This window comes from Streptomyces sp. CAU 1734 (assembly GCF_039888735.1).
Lineage (GTDB): Bacteria > Actinomycetota > Actinomycetes > Streptomycetales > Streptomycetaceae > Streptomyces.
Window position 1 is genome coordinate 23,961 of sequence record NZ_JBDQQP010000028.1, and the last position, 23,396, is coordinate 47,356.

The 23,396-nt window shown below is 72.5% G+C and carries 22 protein-coding genes, 1 tRNA gene and 1 pseudogene; 12 read left to right on the plus strand and 12 right to left on the minus strand.

Annotated elements, in window-relative coordinates:
• Positions 1-79: 79 nt before the first annotated feature.
• The gene (locus AAFN69_RS34190; RefSeq protein ID WP_347732832.1) at positions 80-421 is read right to left on the minus strand and encodes a hypothetical protein; all 342 of its coding nucleotides are present in this window, start codon (positions 419-421) and stop codon (positions 80-82) included.
• Positions 422-617: 196 nt separating this feature from the next.
• Positions 618-1,217 (minus strand): histidine phosphatase family protein, encoded by a 600-nt coding sequence (locus AAFN69_RS34195; protein WP_347732833.1) that lies wholly within the window; start codon positions 1,215-1,217, stop codon positions 618-620.
• 216 nt (positions 1,218-1,433) lie between these two features.
• Here AAFN69_RS34195 and AAFN69_RS34200 point away from each other — a divergent pair, with 216 nt between their 5' ends.
• The 4 genes from AAFN69_RS34200 to AAFN69_RS34215 are packed head-to-tail and all read left to right on the plus strand — an operon-like array spanning position 1,434 to position 6,559.
• Complete coding sequence (locus AAFN69_RS34200; RefSeq protein ID WP_347732834.1) at positions 1,434-2,384, plus strand: phosphatase PAP2 family protein; 951 nt, start codon at positions 1,434-1,436, stop codon at positions 2,382-2,384.
• The gene (locus AAFN69_RS34205) at positions 2,278-3,627 is read left to right on the plus strand and encodes a hypothetical protein (RefSeq protein ID WP_347732835.1); all 1,350 of its coding nucleotides are present in this window, start codon (positions 2,278-2,280) and stop codon (positions 3,625-3,627) included. Before AAFN69_RS34200 ends, AAFN69_RS34205 begins: the two co-directional genes overlap by 107 nt.
• Positions 3,618-5,204: a hypothetical protein gene (locus AAFN69_RS34210; RefSeq protein ID WP_347732836.1), complete on the plus strand. Its 1,587-nt coding sequence runs from the start codon at positions 3,618-3,620 to the stop codon at positions 5,202-5,204. The genes AAFN69_RS34205 and AAFN69_RS34210 overlap by 10 nt, the downstream gene beginning before the upstream one ends.
• A complete protein-coding gene (locus tag AAFN69_RS34215; protein ID WP_347732837.1) occupies positions 5,201-6,559 on the plus strand; it encodes an AAA domain-containing protein in 1,359 nt (452 codons plus the stop codon). Before AAFN69_RS34210 ends, AAFN69_RS34215 begins: the two co-directional genes overlap by 4 nt.
• Positions 6,560-6,625: 66 nt before the next feature.
• Here AAFN69_RS34215 and AAFN69_RS34220 read toward each other — a convergent pair whose 3' ends face one another.
• Both AAFN69_RS34220 and AAFN69_RS34225 read right to left on the minus strand, forming a co-directional pair.
• Positions 6,626-8,185 carry an FG-GAP and VCBS repeat-containing protein gene (locus tag AAFN69_RS34220; RefSeq protein ID WP_347732838.1) on the minus strand — a complete coding sequence of 520 codons (1,560 nt, stop codon included), beginning with the start codon at positions 8,183-8,185 and terminating at the stop codon, positions 6,626-6,628.
• Positions 8,186-8,361: 176 nt separating this feature from the next.
• Positions 8,362-8,655: pseudogene (locus AAFN69_RS34225) on the minus strand (Tat pathway signal protein); the annotation flags it as partial.
• 185 nt (positions 8,656-8,840) lie between these two features.
• Between AAFN69_RS34225 and AAFN69_RS34230 the strand changes: the two are divergent.
• The gene (locus AAFN69_RS34230) at positions 8,841-9,407 is read left to right on the plus strand and encodes a hypothetical protein (RefSeq protein WP_347732857.1); all 567 of its coding nucleotides are present in this window, start codon (positions 8,841-8,843) and stop codon (positions 9,405-9,407) included.
• Between the two features lie 111 nt (positions 9,408-9,518).
• Complete coding sequence (locus AAFN69_RS34235; RefSeq protein ID WP_347732839.1) at positions 9,519-10,391, plus strand: fused MFS/spermidine synthase; 873 nt, start codon at positions 9,519-9,521, stop codon at positions 10,389-10,391.
• Between the two features lie 15 nt (positions 10,392-10,406).
• Here the strand turns inward: AAFN69_RS34235 and AAFN69_RS34240 are convergent, their stop codons facing one another.
• Entirely contained in the window at positions 10,407-11,006 is a 600-nt protein-coding gene (locus AAFN69_RS34240) for a hypothetical protein (protein ID WP_347732840.1), read from the minus strand.
• A 120-nt stretch (positions 11,007-11,126) separates the two neighbouring features.
• Here AAFN69_RS34240 and AAFN69_RS34245 point away from each other — a divergent pair, with 120 nt between their 5' ends.
• From AAFN69_RS34245 to AAFN69_RS34260, 4 genes are all read left to right on the plus strand, one after another.
• The gene (locus tag AAFN69_RS34245; RefSeq protein WP_347732841.1) at positions 11,127-11,852 is read left to right on the plus strand and encodes a response regulator transcription factor; all 726 of its coding nucleotides are present in this window, start codon (positions 11,127-11,129) and stop codon (positions 11,850-11,852) included.
• On the plus strand, positions 11,849-13,276 hold the full coding sequence (locus tag AAFN69_RS34250; RefSeq protein WP_347732842.1) for a HAMP domain-containing sensor histidine kinase: 1,428 nt from the start codon (positions 11,849-11,851) through the stop codon (positions 13,274-13,276). The genes AAFN69_RS34245 and AAFN69_RS34250 overlap by 4 nt, the downstream gene beginning before the upstream one ends.
• Positions 13,277-13,546: 270 nt before the next feature.
• Positions 13,547-13,855, plus strand: coding sequence for a hypothetical protein (locus AAFN69_RS34255; RefSeq protein WP_347732843.1), 309 nt, complete (start codon positions 13,547-13,549; stop codon positions 13,853-13,855).
• 157 nt (positions 13,856-14,012) lie between these two features.
• Positions 14,013-14,825, plus strand: a complete 813-nt coding sequence (locus tag AAFN69_RS34260) for an alpha/beta hydrolase (protein ID WP_347732844.1) — start codon at positions 14,013-14,015, stop codon at positions 14,823-14,825.
• A gap of 79 nt (positions 14,826-14,904) precedes the next feature.
• Here the strand turns inward: AAFN69_RS34260 and AAFN69_RS34265 are convergent.
• From AAFN69_RS34265 to AAFN69_RS34280, 4 genes are all read right to left on the minus strand, one after another.
• A tRNA-His gene (locus AAFN69_RS34265) sits at positions 14,905-14,977 on the minus strand.
• Positions 14,978-15,125: 148 nt separating this feature from the next.
• Complete coding sequence (orn, locus tag AAFN69_RS34270; RefSeq protein WP_347732845.1) at positions 15,126-15,728, minus strand: oligoribonuclease; 603 nt, start codon at positions 15,726-15,728, stop codon at positions 15,126-15,128.
• 9 nt (positions 15,729-15,737) lie between these two features.
• Positions 15,738-16,943: a helix-turn-helix domain-containing protein gene (locus AAFN69_RS34275; RefSeq protein ID WP_347732846.1), complete on the minus strand. Its 1,206-nt coding sequence runs from the start codon at positions 16,941-16,943 to the stop codon at positions 15,738-15,740.
• Between the two features lie 386 nt (positions 16,944-17,329).
• Positions 17,330-17,704, minus strand: a complete 375-nt coding sequence (locus AAFN69_RS34280; RefSeq protein WP_347732847.1) for a hypothetical protein — start codon at positions 17,702-17,704, stop codon at positions 17,330-17,332.
• A gap of 794 nt (positions 17,705-18,498) precedes the next feature.
• Here AAFN69_RS34280 and AAFN69_RS34285 point away from each other — a divergent pair.
• Together AAFN69_RS34285 and AAFN69_RS34290 are read left to right on the plus strand one after the other, a co-directional pair.
• Entirely contained in the window at positions 18,499-19,020 is a 522-nt protein-coding gene (locus AAFN69_RS34285; protein ID WP_347732848.1) for a universal stress protein, read from the plus strand.
• A 191-nt stretch (positions 19,021-19,211) separates the two neighbouring features.
• The gene (locus AAFN69_RS34290; protein ID WP_347732849.1) at positions 19,212-19,787 is read left to right on the plus strand and encodes a GPR1/FUN34/YaaH family transporter; all 576 of its coding nucleotides are present in this window, start codon (positions 19,212-19,214) and stop codon (positions 19,785-19,787) included.
• Between the two features lie 101 nt (positions 19,788-19,888).
• Here the strand turns inward: AAFN69_RS34290 and glmS are convergent, their stop codons facing one another.
• The 3 genes from glmS to AAFN69_RS34305 all read right to left on the minus strand — a co-directional run bounded on the left by glmS (position 19,889) and on the right by AAFN69_RS34305 (position 23,070).
• Positions 19,889-21,706 (minus strand): glutamine--fructose-6-phosphate transaminase (isomerizing), encoded by a 1,818-nt coding sequence (gene glmS, locus AAFN69_RS34295; protein ID WP_347732850.1) that lies wholly within the window; start codon positions 21,704-21,706, stop codon positions 19,889-19,891.
• Between the two features lie 71 nt (positions 21,707-21,777).
• Positions 21,778-22,068 (minus strand): hypothetical protein, encoded by a 291-nt coding sequence (locus tag AAFN69_RS34300; RefSeq protein ID WP_347732852.1) that lies wholly within the window; start codon positions 22,066-22,068, stop codon positions 21,778-21,780.
• 66 nt (positions 22,069-22,134) lie between these two features.
• The gene (locus AAFN69_RS34305) at positions 22,135-23,070 is read right to left on the minus strand and encodes a DUF4429 domain-containing protein (protein ID WP_347732853.1); all 936 of its coding nucleotides are present in this window, start codon (positions 23,068-23,070) and stop codon (positions 22,135-22,137) included.
• Positions 23,071-23,396 lie beyond the last annotated feature (326 nt).

Sequence of the window (23,396 nt, forward strand, 5' to 3'; positions counted from 1 at the left end):
GCGGCGGGCGGGCCCCCGGTGTCACCGGTCCGCGGCGGGCGGGCCCCCGGTGTCACCGGTCCGGCGTCAGGGGCCGCCGTCACTGCGGTGAGCCGTCCCGCTCCAGGCCCTGCCCGAATTCGATCATCTTCAGGGTGTAGTCCTCGGTCCACCCCGCCCGCCCGGCGATATCGGCCGTGGTCAGCCGGTCGAACCGGCGGGGATCGGCCAGCTGGGCGGCGGCGAGGGCCTGGAACTCGACCGCCCGGTCGGTGGCGGCCCGGAAGGCGAGGGTCAGCTCGGTGGCACGGGCGAGCAGCTCCCGGGGATCGTCCATCGACTCCAGGTCGAAGAAGTGCTCCGGGTCGGACACCGCCTCCGAGGGCTCGAAGAGCAGGGGAGCGGGACGCATCCTGCGCGCGGGCTGCTGGGGTTCCGCCATGTGCTGCTTCCTCCTCGCACCGGATGCACCGGCTGATCGTCCGGACCGCCATCCATTGTCCAGGCGTGTGCAAGTACGCACGAGTGGCGCACTTGCGCGACTTCAGCGGAGGTCCCGGGTCCGGGGCGGGCCGGCGGCCGTGCGCGCCGTGCCCGCCCCGTCACCCGGCCCGGCGGTCGCCGGGCGGGCGCGGCGGTCAGCCCTCTTGGTGGGCCGTGTCGTTCCACTGGTCCATGGACGGGTCGCCGTAGGCCCAGCCCAGGATCGACAGCGAGGTCGGATTCAGCTTCAGCCGCGCCGCGAAGGACGGGTCCAGGCCGAGCCAGCGCGCGGCCAGCACCCGCAGGATGTGCCCGTGCGCGAAGACCAGGACATCCCGGTCCGCCGACCGCGCCCACTCCACGACCTCGTCCGCGCGGGCACCCACCCGGGCCAGGGTCTCGCCGTCCACCACCCCGTCCCGCCAGATCACCCAGTCCGGACCGGCCGCCGCGCGGATCTCCGGCGGCGTCATGCCCTCGTACGCCCCGTAGTCCCACTCCATCAGCGCGTCCCACGGCGTCGCCCGGTCACCGAATCCGGCCAGTTCGCAGGTCTCCGACGCGCGCACCAGCGGGCTGGTCCGCACCTCCACGTCCGGCAGCCCCGACCAGGGGGAACGCCGCAGCCGCTCGCCCACCAGCCGCGCCCCGCGCCGTCCCTCCTCCAGCAGCGGAATATCGGTCCGGCCGGTGTGCCGGCCGAGCAGGGACCATTCCGTCTGCCCATGCCGGACGAGCAGAATGCGGGGTGCCATATCACGGGCCTCCGTAGGTAATAAGCGCAGGTGGTGGCGTTCCATCATCGCCCACGCCGATCTCGGACGGCGGGCGGGCAACCTCCTCGCGGGTCCCGGCGTCCCTCTCTGAACCGGCCCCACGCACCGACCGCCGCCTCCCACGCCTTACGGTTGACCGGTTGCCGCCGGCCGAGAGCACCGGTCATTGAACGCACAACAGGGGGAATCGCTCGGATGCAGTACTCCGCGACCCGGCTTCGGCCTCGCTGGTGGGCCGAACTCATCCTGATCGTCGTGGTCTATCTCGCGTACTCGGGCGGGCGGCTGCTCGCCCGCGGCGACGTGAACACCGCCGTCGACCACGGCCTCGCGATACTCCGGGCCGAGAAGGCACTCTTCCTGGACGCGGAGACGCCGCTCAACCGGCTCTTCACCGACGTCCCGGCGATCGGCATCCCCGCCGACTTCCTCTACGCCACCCTGCACTACCTGGTGACCCCGGCCATCCTCGTCTGGCTCTTCCGGCGGCGCCCCGCCCACTACCGGGCCGCCCGCACCTGGCTGATGCTCTCCACCCTGCTCGGCCTGGTCGGCTTCACCCTGGTGCCCACCTGCCCGCCCCGGCTGCTCGACGCCTCGTACGGATTCGTCGACACGATGGCCCAGTACAGCTCCTACGGCTGGTGGGGCGCCGAGGCCAGCGCGCCGCGCGGGATGGGCGGGCTGACCAATCAGTACGCCGCGATGCCGAGCCTGCACGTGGGCTGGGCGCTGTGGTGCGGTGTGCTGCTGTGGCGGCACGGCCGCACCCCGCTGGTGCGCACCCTCGCGGTCGCCTATCCGCTGGTCACGGTGATCGTGGTGATGGGCACCGCCAACCACTACTTCCTGGACGCGGTCGCCGGAGCCGCCGTGATGGGTCTCGGCGCGCTGCTCACCCGGCCCGCCACGCGGTTCGCGAACCGGGTGCGCGCGCGGTTCGCGGGCGGCTCGCCGGCCGCCCCCGGCCCGCGCGGCGGCACGGCCGCCGCGGCCGTCGGCTCCCCCATTGTCGGTGGCGGATGCCAGACTGCCCCGGGTGAGCGAATCCCTGGACAGCGGCTCCCCTCCGCCGGTGGCGCCGGCGTCGGTTCCGGCGCCGGCAACAGCAGCGTCGACGACAGCACTTCGGCGGCGGCTCGCTGAGCTGCGCGGCCCCGACACCCGCCCGCGTCCGCTCGACGCGCGGGCGCTGGCGGCGCTCGCGGCCAACCCCGGCTGCGAGCGGCGGGCGCTGCTCGACGGCGCCGGGGTCGACAAGGCGTCGCTCGCCGCCGCGCTCGGTTCGCCCACCGCCTTCGGCCAGTCGCAGTTCGCCTTCATGCGCGGCAATGCCTTCGAGGCCCGGGTCAAGTCCGACGGCGGCGCGGAGCTGATGCGGCTCCTCGGGGTGGCGGAGACGGCGGAGTTCCTGGTGCCCGACCTCACGGCGGCCGGCCCCGAGGGGCGCGCGGCGCGCACCGCGATGGCGCTGCGCGAGGCCACGGCGCGCGGGGCCTGGACACTGCTCGACCATCCGCTGCTCGCCCTGGAGGTCGCGGGCTCACCCGCCTATCTGGAGCCGGACGCGGTGGTGGTCCACCCCGGCGGCCGGTGGACCGTGGTCGAGATCAAGTCCTTCCCGATGATCGACGCCTCCGCCGACCCGGCGAAGGTGGGCGCGGCGGCCCGGCAGGCGGCCGTCTATGTGCTCGCGCTGGAGCGGATCGCCGCGCACACCCGGGGCGCGGAGGTCGCCCCCGCGGTGCTGCTGGTCTGCCCCCGGGATTTCTCCAATCTGCCGACCGCCTCGGTCGTCGATGTCCGCAAACAGCTCTCGGTCACCCGCCGCCAGCTGGCCCGGCTGACCCGGATCGAGGACATCGCCGCCGCGCTGCCGGAGGGCGCCTGCTTCGACCCCGGGCGCTCCCCCGAGGAGCTGACGGCCGCCGTGGAGGCGGTGCCCGCGGCGTACGCCCCCGACTGCCTCGCCGCCTGCGAGCTCGCCTTCCACTGCCGGGGCCGGGCCCGCGACCGGGGCGCCGTGGGCGCGCTCGGCCGCTCGGTCCGGGGTGAGCTGGGCGGCCTCACCACCATCGGCGACGTCCTCGGGGCGGCGCGCGGCACCGGGGGCGATCCGCGGGACCCGGCGGTCATCGCACTGCGCCGGGCCGCCGCCCTGCGGGCGGAGGCACTCTCGGCGGCGCAGGCGCAGGCGCAGGCGCAGGCACAGGCAGAGGCAGAGGCGCAGGCACGGACGGCGGCCGGATCGGCGGGGCCCGGGATCCCGGAGCCGTCGCCGGCCGCCGGCGCCGTACCGCGCGTACCGCATCCCGCGCGGCACACCGGGCACGGGCACGAGTACGGGAACACGGACGCCGGACCGCTGGAGGGAAGGGCATGTCACTGATCACCACCCTCGCCCGGCTGGAGGCCGTCGAATCCGGCCGGGCCCAGCCGCTGGCGACCGTACGCCACCGGCATCTGTCCGAACGGCCCCTCGTGCTGGTGCCGCTCACCACCGCCGGTGAGGCCGGCGCCCCGCTCGGCGCGCTCGTCGGCACCGACCGCGACGCCCCGCGGCTGCTCACCGTCGCCCAGCCGCGCGACCGCGAACTGCGCTTCGCCTTCCTCGCCGAGCTCGCCGGCGCCGTACTGCCCCATCTCGAAGCCGGTGCCGACGACATCGAGCTGGTCGAGCGGAATGAGACCGACCCCGCGACCGGCAAGCGCACCAAGGTCGAGACCGAACTCTGCGCGGACGCACCGCAGCTGATCGTGCCGGGCCGGGCGGGCATCGAATTCATCCGGCTGCTCGGCCGCTCCATGCGGTTCCGCCGCACCGCCGAACAGGACCCGGACGCCGCCTATCCCGCCCCGCCCCGGGTGCCCCTGCTCGGCCGCTGGCTGACCCACTACGGCGAGCGGGCCCGGGTACCCGGCTCCTCGCTCCTGCTCGCCGCCACCGATCTGCTGAGCCGTCACTGGGCCACCGGGCAGTCCGCCCTGGAGGACCAGCATCTGGGCGCGCTCCTCGCCTGGATCGACCCGCCCGAGGGCGAATCGGGCGCCCGTGCGGCGCTCCGGGCCGAGCTGGGCCGCGACGCCGCCGGACAGCTCCTCCACCCGCCCGCCGGGCCCGCCACCGACCCTGCGTTCGACAACCGGCTCCTCGCCCCGGCGGTGGAGGCGTACGACCGGATCCGCGCCGCCCACGCCGCCGCCGAGGACGGCGCCGAGGCCGATGCCCGGCTCGGTGAACTCGCCCTCGCCGAGCGGGAGATCCGCCGGCTGCTCGCGTCCCAGCTGAAACCCACCTGGGACGCGGTCTGGCACGGCCTCGACCTGGTGCGCCGACTGCCGGAGGGCACCCGGGTCGCGGACCGCTGGACCCGGGACCGCTGGTCTTTCACCGGACACCGCGACCGGGTACGCGCCGGTGAACCACCGCAGCCCCGCCGCGATGACGCGGTCACCGCCGCGCGGAAACTCTCCGCCCGGGAGACCGCACAGGCTCAGCTGGAGGCCCAGGAGGCACTGGACGACCCGCTGGTCCTGGCCGGCCGCCGGCTCGCGGGCGAGGCGTTCCTCGGCGAGGTCACCGAAGTGGTCATGGCCTGGTCCGAGTCGAAGCGCCCCGCCCCGCGCCCGCTGGTCACCCTCCGCACCGACGACACTCCCCACCTCGGCGAGCGGATCAAGGTCTTCCGCTCGCTGGACGGCAAGCCGCAGTCGGCCGAGTTCGCGGGGTACGAGACCGACGGCTCCCTCACCCTCCGCCTCACCGACCGGATGGGCCGCTCGAAGGATCCGGCTCAGGGCAGCGTGCCGGCCAAGGGCGACCGGATCGCCTGGACCCTCTTCGAGCACGACCAGCGGGGCGGGCCCAAGCTGCCCGACCCGGAGGAGACGCCGTGGACCCACGGCGGACCGCCCGGCACAGCGGCGGAGAATCCCGACCCCGTCACCTCGGAGGACATCCTGTGACCGCCCCGCCGATCCCGCCGCCGCCCCGGGACTTCGACCCCGCCGCCGAGGCCGCGCGGGCCACCCGGGCGATCCTCGCCGACACCCTCGGGGGCGGTCACCGCGGAGTCGTCGTCGACTCACCCCCCGGCGCCGGGAAATCCACCCTCGTGGTGCGCGCGGCCCGCGAACTGGCCGCCGCCGGGCATCCGCTGATGGTCATCGCCCAGACCAACGCCCAGGTCGACGACCTGGTGCTGCGCCTCGCCGAGAAGGACCCCGACCTCCCGGTCGGGCGGCTGCACAGCACCGACGCCGACCCCTATGACAGGGCGCTGGACGGACTCCCCCAGGTACGCAAGTCATCGCGGGCGGCGGATCTGGCCGGCCTCGACGTCGTCATCTCCACGGCCGCCAAATGGGCGCACGTCCAGGGAGTGGAGCCCTGGTCCCACGCCATCGTGGACGAGGCGTACCAGATGCGCTCGGACGCCCTGCTCGCCGTCGCGGGCCTCTTCGAACGAGCCCTGTTCGTGGGGGATCCCGGCCAGCTCGACCCGTTCTCGATCGTCGGCGCCGACCAGTGGGCCGGGCTGTCCTACGACCCGTCCGCCAGCGCGGTCTCCACCCTGCTGGCCCACAACCCCGAGCTCCCGCAGCACCGCCTGCCGGTCTCCTGGCGGCTCCCCGCCTCGGCCGCGCCCCTCGTGTCGGACGCCTTCTACCCGTACACCCGCTTCCGCAGCGGCACCGGCCCGGAGGACCGCAAGCTCGCCTTCGGCGTCGCCTCGGACGGTTCGGCACACGACCGGGTGATCGACGAGGCGGCCGAGTCCGGCTGGGGCCTGCTGGAGCTGCCCGCCCGGCACACCCCGCGCACCGACCCCGAGGCGGTGCGGGCGGTGGCCCGGGTCGTCCGCCGGCTGCTGGACCGCGGCGGCGCCGCCACCGCCACCGCGGGCGCCGACCCCGCACCGGTCACCGCCGACCGGATCGCGGTCGGCACCGCCCACCGCGACCAGGCCGCGGCCATCCGCGCGGCCCTCGCCGAACTGGGCGTCACCGCCGTCACGGTGGACACCGCCAACCGCCTCCAGGGCCGCGAGTTCGACGTCACGGTGGTCCTGCACCCGCTCTCCGGACGCCCCGACGCCACCGCCTTCCACCTGGAGACCGGCCGCCTCTGCGTGCTCGCCTCCCGGCACCGTCACGCCTGCGTCGTGGTCTGCCGCGCCGGTGTGAGCGAGCTCCTGGACGAACACCCCTCCACCGAGCCCGTACAGCTCGGGGTGACCGTCAAATTCCCGGACGGCTGGGAGGCGAACCACGCGGTACTGGCACGGCTGGCGGAGCACCGGGTGAGCCTGCGGGAGTAGCCGGCCGGGGTCTCCCGGCCGGCCGCCCCGGAGAGGCGGCCGGCCGGGCGGGCGCGGCGCGGTGTCTCAGCGGTTGAAGGCCGTTCCCAGCCAGCCCCGGGGCGCCTTCATGCCGAGCGTGCCGGAGCCGAAGGTGACCGCGCCCTTGGGGGTGATCCCGGACTTCGTGGCCCGCAGGATCCACACGGCGCCCTCACTGGCGTTCTCGTGCGGCGCGCCGACGAGCAGTTCGGCCCTCTTGTCGTTGTCGAGGTCCACCAGCTTCGTCGCGGTGCCGAACTGATCCATCGCCTCGGCGGCCCCCGGCACGCCCGCGGTGTTCTGGCTGAAGGACGTGGCCCCGGCCCCGGTCAGCCCGCTCTTCGAGCCGCGCAGGGTGACCACGGCCCCCGCGTCCCGGACGCCGTCGAGATCCTCGTACTGGACACCGGTCGAGACATCCGCGTAGCCGTCACCGTTGATGTCGCCCACCGAGACACCCACCCCGAAACCGTCCCCCATCTCGTCCGTCCCCGGGACCCCCGGGGTGTTCTGGTGGACGAAGGCCGCCCGCTGCGGGACCGCGCCCTGCGCGGAGCCGGGTACGAAGGTGATCAGCCCGCCGAGGACATGGTCGCCGGGGCGGGTGCTCCAACGGCCGCCGCCGCCCATGACGATGTCCTTGAAACCGTCCTTGTTGACATCGCCGATGCCCAGGCTGCGCCCCTGGAGATCCATGTCGCCCTTGCGCAGACGGGTGGCGGTCCCGCTCAGTCCCTTGGCGCCGCCCATCCGCACCTCGACATAGGGCCTGGGGGTGATGTCCGCGATCCACTCCCGCACCGCGACGACATCGGTTCTCCCGTCGCCGTTCAGATCGCCCGCCACCAGATCGTCGTGGGAGTGGTCCTTGCGCTCCCCGGCCGTGGCCACCCGGGCGGCGGTCCCGGCGCGGGTGAACGGCCCGTAGGAGACCCGGAGCTGGGTGACATGGCCGCCGTCGTCCGTCTCCGCGCCGAGGACGGTGGCGAAGTCCGGGTTGCGGTCGCCGTCGAAGTCCCCGGTGAGCACGGAGCCGATGCGGTCCCGCGCGCTGCCCCGCGCCACCACGGCCGATCCCTTCAGACCGCCCCGGCCGCCCCAGACGGCCGAGATCATGCCGTGCCTGCCGTCGGCGCCGGTGCCGTCGGAGGATTCGACGAGCAGATCCGTGTAGCCGTCGCGGTCGAGATCGCTCGCCGCCAGCGTGCTGCCGTAGCCGTCACCGGGCTCGGCGGTCCCCGGTATGCCCGGGGTGTCCTGGTGGATGATCTGTCTCTTCGCGGGGAGCGCGGTGGATTTCGATCCGTACAGGACGGCGACGTATCCCGCGTTCCGGTGTCCGTTCACGGTGGCGCGCGAGGCGCTGACGGCGACATCGCGGTAGCCGTCGCCGTTGAAGTCCTCCGGCTTGGCGACCGGCTTGGCGACTGCCCCGGCCGCCGTCCCGGCCCGGTCGGCGGGCGCGGCGGCCGGCCGCGCGGAGTGCCCGGGGGCGGCGGAGGCCGTCGGGGCGATCAGCGCGGCCGAGACCGCGATGGCCGCGGTGAGAGCGAGACCGGGACCGAGAGAGCGACCGTGACTGCGGGGCGAGGTGTACGAGGTCATGTGTCATCCCCTGGATGCCGTGCGACGGGACAGGCGTACCTGTTGTGCCCCTGCTTGACCCGCGAGCCCGGCGGATGGTTGCCCGCTTCCGCGAGCCGGCCGTGCGGACCCTCCGCCGCCGGCCCCGGGACCCCGCCCCCGGCCTCCTCCGCGGCGGGGGACCGCTCCGGCGCGCCGCGCCTGCCGCGTACCTGCTCCCGTGCGGTGAACCCCAGATCCGCCAGCGTCAGACCCGGGAACATATGGCGGAAAACCCGCTCATAGGCGTAGTTGGGGCAGCGGATCTCGCCCGCCTCCACCCGCCCGACATAGCGGGCGTCGCACGACACCTGCTCGCCGATCTCGCGTGCCGCCCGCCGCACCCGGGCCGCGAACTCCGCCGGCGAGAGCAGCCCGCGCAGCCGCCGGAAAGCCGTGTTGGGAACCGGGGGCGCGCCCCGCTCCGCCCGTGCCGGTGACGACGACGCCATGACCGAGCCCCCCTCTGCCGATCCGTGTATCCGGAGTTTGACGGCCAAAAGGGCGACTCCGCCGAGAAATGCCATGAAGCGCCATCCTTTGGGCGGTGTGGCGCCGTAGCCCTTGACACCCGGAGGCGTTGAACCCCGCGGAGGCGCGCTCCGTGTCCCCGGCCGAGTGAGGAGGGGTCCCCGTGATGGAGACCGGTATGCAGAGCGGCGCCGGGCACGGCGTCCGCGGGTCCGTGACACCCGCCGTGATCGCCACATCCGCAGTACCCGCCGCCGTCCCCGCCGCGCCTGGCGTCCCCGCCGTCCCCGCCGGGCCGGGCGTGACCAGGGCGGCGGCCCGCAATGTCTCCACGGCCCGGCACCTCCCCAGCCCCGAGAGCAGCACCCTGCCCGCGGAGGCCCTCGCCGCCTCCTGCGATCTGGTGACCGTCCCCGCCCGGCAGGGCCTCGAAGCGGTGGACATCCTGCGCCGCACCGCGGCCCCGCGCGTCGGCCCCGTGCTCCACGACCGCGGCTGCGACACCCTCGGCTTCCTCGTCCCGCCCGGCACCGCCGACGGCTGGAATCTGCCGGGCAGCGCCTGCACCCAGACCTGGAGCCGCACCCCCCGCCTCCGTACCGAACCCCCGGTCCGCGGCACCGGCTGGCTGCTGCCCCCCGACGGCCCCGACCAGGTCACCGACCCGGTGACGCTCCGCGCGGCCCTGGGCGAGGCGGCCCGGCTCATCGAGGCCGCCGACAGCCGCCGCTGAGCTGGGCCGCCGTCCCCGTACCCGCGTATCGCCTGTCCCTTGTATCCCCGTATCCCCTGTCTCCCCGCCCCCGCCGGGCAGCCGACCGCCGTCCGGGCGGATAATGGGCTGATGGGAAAGAGCAAGCGCGGCCGCGCGGGCGGGCCGGGCCGGCCCGAGACCGTCGTCGCACAGGTGGACGGCGGAGTCGCCGAGCTGATACCCGACCCCGAGGTGCCGCACGGCTGGTCGCTGCTCATCGACGGCGCGCCCCAGTCCCATGTCGATCTCGCCGACCCGGCCCGGCTCACCTTCGCCTACCAGCGCCGGCTCGGCCATGTCGCCGATCTGGCCGCCCCCGCCGGACAGCCGCTCCGGGCCGTCCACCTCGGCGGCGGGGCCTTCACCCTCGCCCGTTACATAGCCGCCACCCGGCCCCGCTCCACCCAGCAGGTCCTGGAGGTCGACGCGCCCCTGGTCCAGCTCGTCCGCGAGCGGCTCCCGCTCGACGCGCGGGCGCGCATCCGGGTGCGTTCCGCCGACGCCCGCGCCGGCCTCGGCCGGATACCGGACGGCTGGGCCGATCTGATCATCGCCGATGTGTTCAGCGGCGCCCGTACCCCCGCACACCTCACCAGCACCGAATTCCTGGCCGAGGTCCGCCGTGTGCTCGGGCCCGGCGGGCAGTACGCCGCCAACCTCGCCGACGGCCCGCCGCTGGCGCATCTCCGCGCCCAGGTGGCCACCGCGGCGGCCGTCTTCCCCGAACTGGCCCTCGCGGCCGATCCCGCGGTGCTGCGCGGCCGCCGCTTCGGCAACGCGATCCTGCTGGCGTCGGACCTTCCGCTGCCGGTCGCCGAACTGACCCGGCGGGTGGCGACCGACCCGCACCCCGGCCGGGTGGAACACGGCCGGGAACTCATCGACTCCACCGGCGGCGCGCTCGCGGTCACCGACGCGAACGCCAGGCCCTCACCCGCACCGCCGCCGGCCGTCTTCCGCTGAGGACGCGCCGTCCCGTCAGGGTTCCTCGTAGAACATCACCGTCGGCGTGCCGCCGTTCCAGGTGCAGAAGACCGATGCCTCGCGGCCGTCCTTGGTGAAGGTCACCCGGATCTGCGCCTCCTGGTTCCATACATGCATCTGCCAGCCCGCGTTGGGCGTCGCCGACGCCAGCGTGGCCGTTTTCTCCTGCATGTTGAAGACGGCCCGGCCGCCCTCGACCGTGTACGCCTTCATCTCGCCGCTCTCCGCCGTCACCGGGGCGGACGGCGAACCGCCGTCGGCCGGCTGTTCCGGAGCCTCCGGGCTCTTCCCCGGCGGGGCGTCCGGGGGCCGCGGGGTCGGCCCGGACGGCGCGGTGGACCCGCCGCCGCCCCCGCCCCCCGTGCCCGAAACCGTCTTCGAGCCGGGCTCGGCCGTGGTGCTCCGCTCCCGGTGGGTCGCCGAGACACTCGGCTCGGACGTCGGTGTGTCCGCGGCGGGCGCGTTGATCGGCAGCGCCATCGGCCGGTTGTACGCGGTTCCGGACATGACCGTGTGAACGCCCCACCAGGTGAGTGTCACCGCGGCTCCGGTGGCCATCGACCACGCCACGCCATGCACAAGTCCTCTACGCATCGGGGCCATACTGCACCACGCATCCCAACCTTGTCCCCGATGGGACCGGCCTATTCCGGATAGTGAGCAGAGGACTGCGGATGGCGACCGTACTACTCCGAATGGCGTACGGTGCCGCCCATGGCAAGTGTGCTCGTCGTCGAGGACGACCAGTTCGTACGCTCCGCCCTCATCCGGCATCTGACCGAGGCCCACCACACGGTACGGAGCGTCGGTACGGCACTTGAGGCGCTGCGTGAGGTGGCCCATTTCCGGTTTGACGTGGTCATTCTCGACCTCGGACTACCCGATCTGGACGGCTCCGAGGCGCTGAAGATGCTGCGCGGGATCACCGATGTTCCGGTGATCATCGCCACCGCCCGCGATGATGAGACGGAGATCGTCCGGCTCCTCAACGACGGAGCCGACGACTACCTCACCAAACCCTTCTCCGTGGAGCATCTCTCCGCGAGGATGGCGGCCGTACTGCGCAGATCGCGCTCCTCGGCCGGGGAGGCTCCCCCCTCGCGGGTGATCCAGGTAGGCGGTCTCTCCATTGATCCGCTCCGCCGACAGGCCGAACTCGACGGGTCCCGGCTCGATCTGACCCGCCGTGAATTCGATCTGCTCGCCTTTCTCGCCGGACGTCCCGGTGTGGTGGTCGCGCGCAAGGAACTGCTCGCCGAGGTCTGGCAGCAGAGCTACGGCGACGACCAGACCATCGACGTCCATCTGAGCTGGCTGCGGCGGAAACTCGGAGAGACCGCGGCCCGGCCCCGCTATCTGCACACCCTCCGCGGCGTCGGAGTGAAGCTCGAACCGCCGAATGGCCCCCACCCAGGACAGCAACGAGGACAACAAAGATGAGATGGGCGCTGGTCAAGGTCTCCCTGGCCGTCACCGTGATGGTTGTGGTGGCTTTCGCCATTCCACTGGGGCTCGTGATCAAGGAGATGGCCCGCGACCGGGCCTTTTCCAATGCCGAGCGGCAGGCCGCCGCCCTCGGGCCCACTCTCTCCATCACCCATGAACGCGGCCCGCTGGAGCTCGCGGTGAAGTCGACCGAGGCCGGTGCGGACAACCGGATGGCGGTCCATCTGCCCGCGGCCAATGAACCGGGCAGCTTCCCCATCGAGATCGGGACCCGCCGGGCCGACCCGGCGGACCTCGCCACCGTCCGGCGCGTCACCCGGGTCTCCACCACCGAGGTCCCCGGCGGCTGGGCGCTGATCCAGCCCTCCATGATCAGCACCAAGCAGATCGCGCTGGTCGAGGTCTTCATCCCCGACGACGAGGTCTCCAGGGGTGTGGTCACCGCCTGGCTGATGCTCGCCGGAGTCGGCATCGCGCTGATCGTCGGCTCGGTCGCGGTCGCCGACCGGCTGGGCATCCGGATGGTGCAGCCCGCGCAGCGGCTCGCGGGCGCCGCCCATGAGCTGGGCGAGGGCAAACTCGGCGCGCGGGTGCCCGAGGAGGGCCCGCCCGAACTCCGCTCCGCCGCCATCGCCTTCAACGCCATGGCCGACCAGGTGGTCCAGCTGCTGGCCAATGAGCGCGAGCTGGCCGCCGACCTCTCCCACCGGCTGCGGACCCCGCTCACGGTGCTCCGGCTCAACGCCGCCTCGCTCGGCGAGGGCCCGGCCGCCGACCAGACCCGGGCCGCGGTCGAGCAGCTGGAGCGCGAGGTCGACACCATCATCCGCACCGCCCGCGAGGCCAAGCCGCAGACCACCGCCGCCGGCCCCGGCGCCGGGTGCGATGTCTCCGAAGTGGTCCGGGAACGCATGGACTTCTGGTCCGCGCTCGCCGAGGACGAGGGACGCAAGGTGCGCGTCGCCGGTGTCGAGCGGCCGGTACGCCTCCCGGTGGCCCGCCCCGAACTGGCCGCCGCGCTGGACGCGCTGCTCGGCAATGTCTTCCGCCACACCCCGGAGGGCACCGCCTTCTCCGTCGACGTCCACAACGGCGAGGACGCCGTCATCGTCCTCGTCTCCGACGCCGGCCCCGGCATCGTCGACCCCGAGGCCGCGATGGCCCGGGGCAACAGCAACGGCCGCGACGGCTCGACCGGCCTCGGCCTGGACATAGTGCGCCGGGTCGCCGAGTCGACGGGCGGCGATGTCCGCATCGGCAGCTCGGTCCTGGGCGGTACGGAGGTACGCGTCTGGCTCGGCCTGGACGCGCGCGTGGCCGCCCCCGGCGAACGCCGCCGCGGCCACCGGGGAACCGAACGCCGCCGGCTCCGCCCCGGCCGCTCCCGCCCCCGCGTCGGCAGCGGCATGGAGCTCTGAACCGGGCCCCCGGCCAGGTCTGTACCTTCAAGCCGGACCCGGACAATTCACCCCACGAAGCGTCTTTGGGTTAATCGGTTCCGATGCTGTCCTTAAGAGGACCCTAAGAACAGCCATCACGCGGTGGAACTGTCGATTTGCCGGGCGCGGGCTCGCTAGCGTGCTCCTGCACCCGGCGGTCCGCGGCCCAACCCCCATCCGAGCCGTGTCCGCCGATCCCCCCACACCGGCACCCACCCCCCACCCCCGCATCGCAGAGGCAGGCACTCGATGGCGACCAGGACGCACCGGCGGTCCGGATCCAGCGCCCGTGCCATGGCGGCCGACACGGCCCAGCCGACGGCTGCGAACGCGGTGACGGGTGCCGAGAACCCCGGTACGGGTGCCCGTGCCGCTCAGAACGCCGGTGGCACCGAGTGCCCCGGCACCGGCACCCGTACCCCCACAACCAGCCGCCCCCGCCCGCTCGCCGTCTCCTTCGGCGGCGGCGTACCGGCCGCCCGGCACCTCCCCGCCAGGCAGGCCGCGTCCCGTCCCGGATGGCTCCCGGTACAGCTCCCGCCCCGCCGTACACCCTGACGAATCCGCCCCCCACCCGCGCGTCCCGGTCGGCTCCCCCAATCCGACCGGGACGCGCCTTTTGCTTCTCCGTAAATGTCATGGTCATGGGTGACGAAGCCGGGTAGAAGTGCAGTCGGCCGCCCCCTCGCCGCCCTGACGAGTACGAGGAGTTGTGATGAACAGCCTGCCGACCGCACCCGTGGACGATGACGGGCGTCTCGCCCATGACATCGCGGGAGACGGTCCCGTCGTCGTCCTGCTCCACGGTGGTCTGCTCGATCTGACCATGTGGGACGAGGAGTTCGAGGCGCTCGCGGCCGAGTACCAGGTGATCCGCTACGACGCCCGGGGGCACGGCCGCTCGTCCTCGGTGACCCGCGACTGGTCCCACGCCGAGGATCTGTACGCCCTCCTGACCCATCTGGGCGTCGAGCGCGCCCATCTGGTGGGACTCTCCCTGGGGGCCCGCACGGCACTGGACTTCACCCTGCTCCACCCGGAGCTGACCGGATCACTGGTGCTCGCCGCGCCGGGGATCAGCGGCAGCCCGTGCACCGACCCCTATGTCATCGAGCGCACGGCCGCGCAGATGAAGGCCGTCACCCGGCCCGACGCCGTCGAGGGGTTCGTGGAGGAGTATCTGCGGATGTGGGTCGACGGGCCGTACCGCGGTCCCGGGGACGTCGATCCGGAGCTGCGCGAGCGGCTGCGGGCCGCCGCCGTGGAGAACGTCTGTCTCCATCCGAGCGAGCTCGGCACCGCACGGGTGCGGGAGGTCGGCGCGCACGGGCGGTTGGGCGAGATCGCGGTCCCGGTGCTGACCCTGGTGGGGGAGCTGGACTGCGGGGACATCGAGCGGAACGCGGCGGCCATCGCCGCCGCCGTACCGGACAGCCGGGTCGTCAGGGTGGCCGGAGCGGGTCACATGGTCAGCCTGGAGGCCCCCTCGGTCTTTCTGAAGGAGGTCGCGGCCTTCCTGCCCGGCTGACCCCCGAGGCGCCCTGAGAGGCGCCCCCGGGCGCACACCAAGGGCCCCGGTCCGAAGACCGGGGCCCTTGATCCATCAGGGTGAGTGACGGGACTTGAACCCGCGACATCCTGGACCACAACCAGGTGCTCTGCCAGCTGAGCTACACCCACCACGACCGGTCATTCCACCGACCGGCCGAGAAAAAGTGTACTGGGTCGGGGAGGGTGCTCGCGCCAGATTATTCCGCCGCCGACGCGCCGCCCTCCCCCCGGGCCGCCGCGGGCCCGCCCGCCCGGCTCGCGGAGTGTGCCGGCCCGCTCACTCGGCCGGCAGCACGTGTCTGGCCGCGATCTTCCGGGCCGTGTCCGAGTCCGGCCCGGGCTGCGGCACGAAGACCGCCTCCCGGTAGTACCGCAGCTCGGCGATGGACTCGCGGATATCGGCCAGCGCCCGGTGGTTGCCGCTCTTCTCCGGACTGTTGAAGTACGCCCTCGGATACCAGCGGCGCGCCAGCTCCTTCACCGAGGAGACATCGACGATCCGATAGTGGAGGTGACTCTCCAGAGCGGCCATGTCACGGGCGAGGAAGCCCCGGTCCGTGCCCACCGAATTTCCGCAGAGCGGGGCCTTCCCCGGCTCCTTCACATGCTCGCGCACATACGCGAGCACCTGAGCCTCCGCGTCGGCGAGCGTCGTGCCGTCCGCCAGTTCGTCGAGGAGGCCCGAGGCGGTGTGCATCTGCCGCACCACCTCGGGCATCGTCGCCAGGGCCCCGTCGGGGGGGCGGATGACGACATCCACCCCCTCGCCGAGGATGTTCAGTTCCGAGTCGGTGACCAGTGCGGCCACCTCGATGAGTGCGTCGTCCGTCAACGAGAGCCCGGTCATCTCGCAGTCGATCCACACCATGCGATCGTTCATGCGTCTACCTTATGGCGCGCTCCGCTGGCCGGGCAGGCTCGGTCGGCCGTGACCTGCTGCGTAAGCACCGGATGGCGGCTTTCCGAGCTCCGGCGGTACGGAGGCGGTCGCACCCGAATGAGACATTCCGGCCGCTGCCGCCGCCCGTCTGGCCTGTACGGGGACGACCGAGTCGACCACCGAGGGCGGCGCCGGGTCGTTCTGCGGCCGGCGGACCCGGTAGGCGGCCCGGTACGCGGCCGGGGACGAGCCCAGCTGCCTCCGGAAGTGCCCGCGCAGGGCGACCGGCGAGCGGAAGCCGCAGCGGCCGGCCACCTCGTCCACCGAGTAGTCGGACGTCTCCAGCAGACGCTGGGCCTGGAGGACCCGCTGAGTGATCAGCCACTGGAGCGGAGCGCTGCCGGTGAGCGAACGGAATCGCCGGTCGAAGGTGCGTCGGCTCATGTACGCCCTGGCCGCCAGCGTCTCCACGTCGAACTGCTCGTGAAGGTGCTCCAGCGCCCAGGAAACGACCTCGGCCAACGGATCCGACCCGATTTCCTCGGGTAAAGACCTGTCCAGATAGCGTTCCTGCCCGCCACTGCGCCTCGGCGGCACGACCAGCCTGCGGGCGAGCGCCCCGGCGGCCTCCGTGCCGTGGTCGGTGCGCACGATGTGCAGACAGAGATCGATTCCGGCCGCCGTGCCCGCGGAGGTGAGCACATCGCCGTCGTCGACGAAGAGCTCCCGGGGGTCCACATGGACGGACGGGTAGCGCTTGGCCAGTGTCGGCGCGTACATCCAGTGCGTGGTGGCCGGTCTGCCGTCCAGCAGGCCGGCCGCGGCCAGCACGAACGCGCCGGTGCACAGCCCCACTATCCGGGCGCCTTCCTCATGCGCGCGGCGGAGTGCGTCGAGCGCCTCCGGCGGCGGCGGCGAGGTGATCGACCGCCAGGCCGGCACGACGACGGTGCCCGCCCTGCCGATGGCCTCCAGGCCGTACGGCGCGGTCAGTTCGAGACCGCCGGTGGTCCGCAGCGGTCCGTCCTCACCCGCGCAGACGAGCAGTCGGTAACGTGGTACTCCGGCGTCCTGACGGTCGATTCCGAACACCGAGAGCGGGATGGAGCTCTCAAAAATGGGGCCGCCGCTGAACAGCAGTACGGCGACAACTTCCCGGCGCCGACGCCCGGAGAGCTTTCGTGCCACCTCCGGTGCGGCGGAGTCCTGACTCATGACGCTAAGCCCCCCTCGGTATTCGCGTCTCCCCGTTCGTTTCGGGCCTGTCGCTGCTGCACGTTTCCCCTCGGTTTTGCGCGAGTCCCGAGCCTTCAACACTCAAGATCGAATCTACTGTGTCCCGTGACTCCGCCGTAACAAGTTCGGCATGCCCCGCTATGTCTGCATGGGAACTTGGCGCGAAGCATTCGATCACGAAGCGTTCCACTCGCAGCGCCCCCAGGGAAGTGCGCCTGACGCGCATGGCCCGTCCCCGTAGGGTGCAAGAGCCGCGATTAGTCCTTTCCTGCCTGGTGACAAGGGGGTACGCAGGCCATTTCCCCAAGGGGGAGACACCAACCCGAAGTTGGCTGAAACTATACGGGTGCGTGCGTACGAATGGGTCAGTCTCCGGTGGGGCGCCGGGCGCTGTGACGGCCTGCCCGGCCCTCTCCTCCACCGTCTTCCCGGCCGTCTCCGCGGGTGTCCTCGCGGCGGTCCGTCCGGGCCGTCCGCCGCCGCCGGGCCGGGCCTCCGTGCCGGCCGCCGGCCGGGCCCCCCGCCGCCGCCCGCCGGCCCCCGGAGCCCCGGCGGGCGTCCGCCGCGCGGGCCCGCGCGGCTCCGCGTTCCGCGTGTCCGATCACCAGCCGGCAGGCGGTGGTGACCGCCGCGAGACCGGCCGCCGCCGCGGCGGCGCCGCCGACCGATGCCCCGTAGGCGACGAGCACCACGGGGACGAGCAGACAGCTGAAGGCGGCCCAGCGGACCACATCGCTCACCGGGTCCGGCGGCGCGGCGCGGGCCGCGGTGCACGGTACGGGACGGGGCGCCGGGCCGGGCGACGCGGGGCGCGCGGCGGCTTCGGGCGGGGGTGCGGTCTGTTCGCACCGGTCACGCGCGGTGCGGGGCGGCCGGGGGAGGCCGGGGGCGGGAGTGCGGGACCGGGCGGGCGGGCGTGCGGGCACGGGGGCTCCCTCGGGACGGGGGGTGGCTGCGGGGTGACCGAGGTGCCAACGAGACGCGGAGCCATCCGGTCACTGCGGCACGCGGTGCCTCGGCCAGGTGGCGGCTTCACCCCCTTCCGTATCACTCGTCCCTTCAGTCCCCGCCGACCCTTTCATCCAGCTGTGCGACTGGCTCACATTGATCGCTTTTCGGCCCAGGAGATGCCGGCTGTCTCTCCGGCCTCCCAGGTCTCTCGAACCCCTCTCGATCTCTCCCTGCTCACCCGGCTCAAAAGCATCCCTCGCGCGGTGTCGCCGGCTGTCACCGGCGGCCGCGTACGGCGTCTGGCGGCCCTCCCCGGCGGCCCCGGTGCGCACCGCCGGGGGGAGGGGTGCGCCGCCCCAACGGCCTTCCAGGTACCCTCTGACGGCTGTAGGGCGCAAGCGGCATTGCCAACCGGCACGCCCTCAGGCATGCTCCCTTGAACGCCTGAATGGGCCGACCGGTCCTGGGCAGGAGAAGAGTGTCGCCGTACCCTTGCGGGTAGGGCCGGGGAAGATGATTCCCGGACACCGCATCCGCCGCCATGTCGTTCCCCTCACTGAGGACTTCCTTCGCCGAGACACCGATGGCAGGTCACGAGATCCCCGAACCCGCGGACCGCAAGCAGGTAGCCGACCCCACGTCGGATCTGCGCGCGGCGGAAGAGTCACGCCATTCCTGCGACCCGGCGTTCCGCCACGGAGTCGTCGTCGGCTTCGACGGATCGACCTCCAGTGAGCGGGCGCTCGCCTACGCCATCGGCATGGCGCGCCGCTCCGGCTCCGGACTGATCATCGTGCATGTCGCCAACCGGCTCCCCACCACCGTCTGGGCGGGCTGCGAGCCCCCGGTCTTCGTGGACGTCCCCGATCACCGCACCGAGGTCCTCGGCCTGGAGCTGGCCTGCGCCGACTACCTCACCGAGGTGCCGTGGATCCTCGTGGAGCGCGGCGGCGACATCTGCCACGAGCTGGAGGAGGTCGGCCGGGAGTACTCGGCCGACGCCATCGTGGTCGGCTCCACCCAGGGCATCGTCGGCCGAATCTTCGGCTCGGTGGCCGGACGGCTCGCCCGGCGCGCGCAGCGCCCGGTGGTCGTCATTCCGTGACTCCGCCCCGCCCCGCACGTATCGTCGGGCCGGGCGCAGGGCCGGCCCCGATCGGATGACAGCCGGTCAACTCCCTTGTGCCGCAAGGAAATCTACTCATCCGTAGAGGTGCATTGTGCCTTTGTGAAGGGTACATAACGGCCGCTGGGCCGCAGTACGGCAACTGCACAAGGACATGAAGGGAGCCCGCTGTGGACAAGGACGTCTCCGCGGGAAGTGCCACCGCCTCACCACAGACTCTCGGCCATCTCGCCCTCGGACTGACCCTGCTGGCCTTCGGTGTGGCCAACACCGGTGTGATCGACGGTGTGTCCGCCGCGCATGCCGCGGCGATAGCCACCTGGCTCGGTGGCGTCGCGCTGTTCGTCACCGGAATACTCGCCTTCCGCGCGGGTGACGGAGGCTCGGGCACGGCGTTCGCCGGCCTCGGCGCCTTCTGGTTCACCTGGGGAATCGCCTCGGGTCCCGACCTCACCGCGGAGGCCGCGGGCCTCTTCTTCCTGCTGTGGGCGCTGCTGTCGCTCACCCTGACGGCCGCGTCGGCGGGCGCCGGAGTCGTCACCCAGGGGGTGTACGGGCTCTTCACGGTCGCCCTGGTGCTGCTCGGGGTGGCCGCCTTCGCCGAGAGCGGCGGTCTGGCCAAGGCGGGCGGCTGGATCGCCGCCGCCGCGGGCCTCGGCGCCTGGTACGGCGCCACGGCCGCGCTCGCGCACTGGCCGACCCTCTCAGGACGCGCTGCCGGCCGGGGAGTGACGGCCATCGGCTGAGGCCGCGCAGGACGGCGCGCACTGGGCCGCGCGCCGTCCGGCACACTCCCCCCGCGCGCGTCTTCGGACGACGCGCGGGGGGAGTGTGTTGTACGGGTCCGCTACTCCACCGTCACCGACTTCGCGAGGTTCCGCGGCTTGTCGATGTCGCGGCCCATCGCCAGGGCCGTGTGGTAGGCGAAGAGCTGGAGCGGGATGCCCATCAGGATCGGGTCCAGCTCGTTCTCGTTCTTCGGCACGACGATGGTGTGGTCGGCCTTCTCCTGCTCCCGGTGGGCCACCGCGAGGATCCGGCCGCTCCGGGCCTTGATCTCCTCCAGCGCCGCGCGGTTCTTCTCCAGCAGATCGTCGTTGGGCACGATCGCCACGGTCGGCAGCGCGGGCTCGATCAGCGCCAGCGGGCCGTGCTTCAGCTCCGACGCCGGATACGCCTCGGCGTGGATGTAGGAGATCTCCTTCAGCTTCAGCGACGCCTCCAGCGCCACCGGATAGCCCCGTACCCGCCCGATGAACATCATCGACTGGGCGCCGGCGTACTCCTCCGCCAGCTTCTTGATGTCCGCCTCCGCCTCCAGGATCTCGGTGATCTGCTCGGGCAGCCTGCGCAGACCGTCGATGATCCGGCGGCCCTCGGCGACCGACAGATCGCGGATCCGGCCCAGATGCAGCGCGAGCAGCGCGAAGGCGACCACCGTGTTGGTGAAGCACTTGGTGGAGACGACACAGACCTCGGGCCCGGCGTGGACATAGACACCGCCGTCCGCCTCCCGGGCGATCGCGGAGCCGACCACATTCACCACGCCCAGCACCCGGGCGCCCTTGCGCTTCAGCTCCTGGACGGCCGCGAGCACGTCATAGGTCTCGCCCGACTGGGAGACCGCGATGTACAGGGTATCGGGGTCGACCACCGGATTGCGGTAGCGGAACTCGGAGGCGGGTTCGGCGTCCGCCGGGATCCGGGCCAGCGACTCGATGAGCCCGGCGCCGATCATGCCCGCGTGGTACGAGGTGCCGCAGCCGAGGATCTTCACCCGGCGGATGCCCCGGGCCTCCCGGGCGTCCAGATTGAGCCCGCCGAGGTGCACGGTGGAGAACCGGTCGTCGATCCGGCCGCGCAGCACCCGGTCCACGGCGTCCGCCTGCTCCGAGATCTCCTTGTGCATATACGTGTCGTGGCCGCCCATGTCGTACGACTCGGCCTCCCACTCCACGGTGGTCGGGGTGGCCGTGGTGGTCGAGCCCTCGGTGGTGTACGTACGGAAGTCGTCGGCCTTGATGGTGGCCATCTCGCCGTCGTCGAGAGTGACGATCTGCCGGGTGTGGGCGATCAGCGCGGCGACGTCCGAGGCGACGAACATCTCCTTCTCGCCGATGCCGAGGACGACCGGGGAGCCGTTGCGGGCCACCACGATGCGGTCCTTGAAGTCCGCGTGCATCACCGCGATGCCGTACGTGCCCTCGACCGCCTTCACCGCCTGGCGGACCTTCTCCTCCAGGGTGTCCGCGGGGGAACGGGCGATCAGATGGGTCAGTACCTCGGTGTCGGTCTCGGAGGCGAAGACCACGCCCTCGGCCTCCAGCCGGAGGCGCAGCTCGGAGGCGTTGTCGATGATGCCGTTGTGGACGACGGCGACCGTGCTGTCGGGGGAGAGATGCGGGTGGGCGTTGGCGTCGCTGGGCGCGCCGTGGGTGGCCCAGCGGGTGTGGGCGATACCGGTGGTCCCGGCGAACCGCTTGGGGATCCGGGCCTCCAGCTCACGGACCCGGCCCTTGGCCTTGACCAGCTTCAGCCCGGCGGACTTGGCGCCGGTGATCACGATCCCGGCGGAGTCGTACCCCCGGTACTCCAGCCGCTGAAGCCCTTCCAGCAGCAGCGGTGCCACATCACGCTTACCGATATATCCAACAATTCCGCACATTTTGTTGTTACCCCTCCATGGTTCGGATGGCGCTCGAACGACGGCTGACGGTTCGCCCCGCACAAGGGCGGTCAGCCATAGACGATGCGGCGCAGCTGCCGGAGCGAGAGCTCCGGCGGCGCCACGGCCCGGTGCGGCAGCTCGGCCGCGATCCGGTCGAAGATCTCCGCGTTGGCCGCGCCGGCGGTCTGGAGCTCGCGGTGGCGGCGGCGGACATACTCCTCGGTCGTCTCGTCGAAGTACGCCAGCACATCGAGCACCACCCGGGCAGCCTCGCCGCGCGGGAGCGCGGTGCTGCGGACCAGATGGTCGATGAGGTCGTCATGTGAGGGCAGACGAATGGGCCGGCGTTGTTCGAGCACTCGTAGATACTGAAGGTTCACTGTGCGGTATGGCAAGAATCCTGCCCGAAATCGGGCAGGGATCGGCTACATGCGCTTCAGGATCGCCTGTTTGGCGGTGGTGAACTCCTCCTCCGTCAAGATCCCGGCCTCCCGCAGCTCACCGAGCTCCCTCAGCCGCCGCAGCAGCGCGTCATGATCACTGACCTGCCCGGCGCCGGTGCCCTCCGGCTCCCCGCCGGTCCTGGCGGTCCCGCCGGCCCCGCTGGCCCCGTCGGCCCTGGCCGCGGGTGCCGCGTCCTGTGGCTCGTCCCGCCCCGCGGCGTACGGATGCGGCATCCGCGCCACCACCGCGGCGGCGACCAGCGCCATCAGGGGGTCCTTGCGGAACCCCCACAGATCGATCGCATACGGGTCGTACTTCGGCGGCGTGCGCGCGGAGACCCTCGCCACCACGAACCGCAGATGCCCGCCTTCGAGCCCCGCCGACGGCTGCCACTCCACCGCCTCCACATCCTCGACGGCGATGATGCGGGGGCCGCCGGAGGACTTCGACTCCTCCGTCTTCCAGTTCCAGCTGAGCCTGATCTGCTCCCCGTCGAAGGCGGCGGTGCCGTCGCCCGCCCCGACCGAGATCGGCAGATCCGGCCCCCGGAGCAGATAGCGGTCCACCGGCCCGGTGGGTACCTGCTCCAGCAGCAGCGAATTCCGCACCTCGTCCACGAAGTACTCGGCGACGCCGGAACGGTCGCTCTCCACGGTCAGCAGATACGGGTCCATGCTGTCCGACTTGGTGCCGCCGGTTATCTGCAACAGGGGATCGGCCCCGTTGCGGAGGCGGAGCCGGAGCCGTCCGGTCTTCCGCCCCGCCTCGAAGGAGATCCCGGCGATGGCCTCCAGGGGGACGGTGAGCTCTCCGATGGTCCTGCGCAGCAGACTCACGGATTTGTCGGAGCCGGGGACGATGCGGACGGCGTCGCCGTCGAAGGTCCAGGTGCCGTCCTTCTGGATGATTTCCGCCATGGTGTGATTGTTTCATTTCCCGGGGCTCGGCCCTGGGCCCGGCGCGGCTGCCTTCGGCGGGGCTGTTGCTTGGTGCGGGTTGCCTGTTTGCCCGGGTGGGGGTCTTGTTGGTGCGGGTTGGGTGCCGCTCCGGTTCGGTACTGGGGCTGCATGATTTACGGCGCGTGCACCCGGTCTTGTTTTGTTCGCCCGGGTTTGCGCCGCAAATCACGCTTGATGCCCCAGTACCGCTCCTGCGCGTCCCCCCTTCCGCGAGTAAGCCCAGTGCGTGATGACGATGCTTTGCCCGTCCGCGCGTTCCGAGACGGTTTCACAAGGCGGGGAAC

What these genes read in the sequence shown, in the direction of transcription:
- AAFN69_RS34190 (WP_347732832.1), bottom strand. Translation starts at nt 421, where the DNA reads ATGGCGGAACCCCAGCAGCCCGCGCGCAGGATGCGTCCCGCTCCCCTG.
- AAFN69_RS34195 (WP_347732833.1), bottom strand. Translation starts at nt 1,217, where the DNA reads ATGGCACCCCGCATTCTGCTCGTCCGGCATGGGCAGACGGAATGGTCC.
- AAFN69_RS34200 (WP_347732834.1), top strand. Translation starts at nt 1,434, where the DNA reads ATGCAGTACTCCGCGACCCGGCTTCGGCCTCGCTGGTGGGCCGAACTC.
- AAFN69_RS34210 (WP_347732836.1), top strand. Translation starts at nt 3,618, where the DNA reads ATGTCACTGATCACCACCCTCGCCCGGCTGGAGGCCGTCGAATCCGGC.
- AAFN69_RS34220 (WP_347732838.1), bottom strand. Translation starts at nt 8,185, where the DNA reads ATGACCTCGTACACCTCGCCCCGCAGTCACGGTCGCTCTCTCGGTCCC.
- AAFN69_RS34230 (WP_347732857.1), top strand. Translation starts at nt 8,841, where the DNA reads ATGGAGACCGGTATGCAGAGCGGCGCCGGGCACGGCGTCCGCGGGTCC.
- AAFN69_RS34235 (WP_347732839.1), top strand. Translation starts at nt 9,519, where the DNA reads ATGGGAAAGAGCAAGCGCGGCCGCGCGGGCGGGCCGGGCCGGCCCGAG.
- AAFN69_RS34240 (WP_347732840.1), bottom strand. Translation starts at nt 11,006, where the DNA reads ATGCGTAGAGGACTTGTGCATGGCGTGGCGTGGTCGATGGCCACCGGA.
- AAFN69_RS34245 (WP_347732841.1), top strand. Translation starts at nt 11,127, where the DNA reads ATGGCAAGTGTGCTCGTCGTCGAGGACGACCAGTTCGTACGCTCCGCC.
- AAFN69_RS34250 (WP_347732842.1), top strand. Translation starts at nt 11,849, where the DNA reads ATGAGATGGGCGCTGGTCAAGGTCTCCCTGGCCGTCACCGTGATGGTT.
- AAFN69_RS34255 (WP_347732843.1), top strand. Translation starts at nt 13,547, where the DNA reads ATGGCGACCAGGACGCACCGGCGGTCCGGATCCAGCGCCCGTGCCATG.
- AAFN69_RS34260 (WP_347732844.1), top strand. Translation starts at nt 14,013, where the DNA reads ATGAACAGCCTGCCGACCGCACCCGTGGACGATGACGGGCGTCTCGCC.
- orn (WP_347732845.1), bottom strand. Translation starts at nt 15,728, where the DNA reads ATGAACGATCGCATGGTGTGGATCGACTGCGAGATGACCGGGCTCTCG.
- AAFN69_RS34275 (WP_347732846.1), bottom strand. Translation starts at nt 16,943, where the DNA reads ATGAGTCAGGACTCCGCCGCACCGGAGGTGGCACGAAAGCTCTCCGGG.
- AAFN69_RS34285 (WP_347732848.1), top strand. Translation starts at nt 18,499, where the DNA reads ATGGCAGGTCACGAGATCCCCGAACCCGCGGACCGCAAGCAGGTAGCC.
- glmS (WP_347732850.1), bottom strand. Translation starts at nt 21,706, where the DNA reads ATGTGCGGAATTGTTGGATATATCGGTAAGCGTGATGTGGCACCGCTG.
- AAFN69_RS34305 (WP_347732853.1), bottom strand. Translation starts at nt 23,070, where the DNA reads ATGGCGGAAATCATCCAGAAGGACGGCACCTGGACCTTCGACGGCGAC.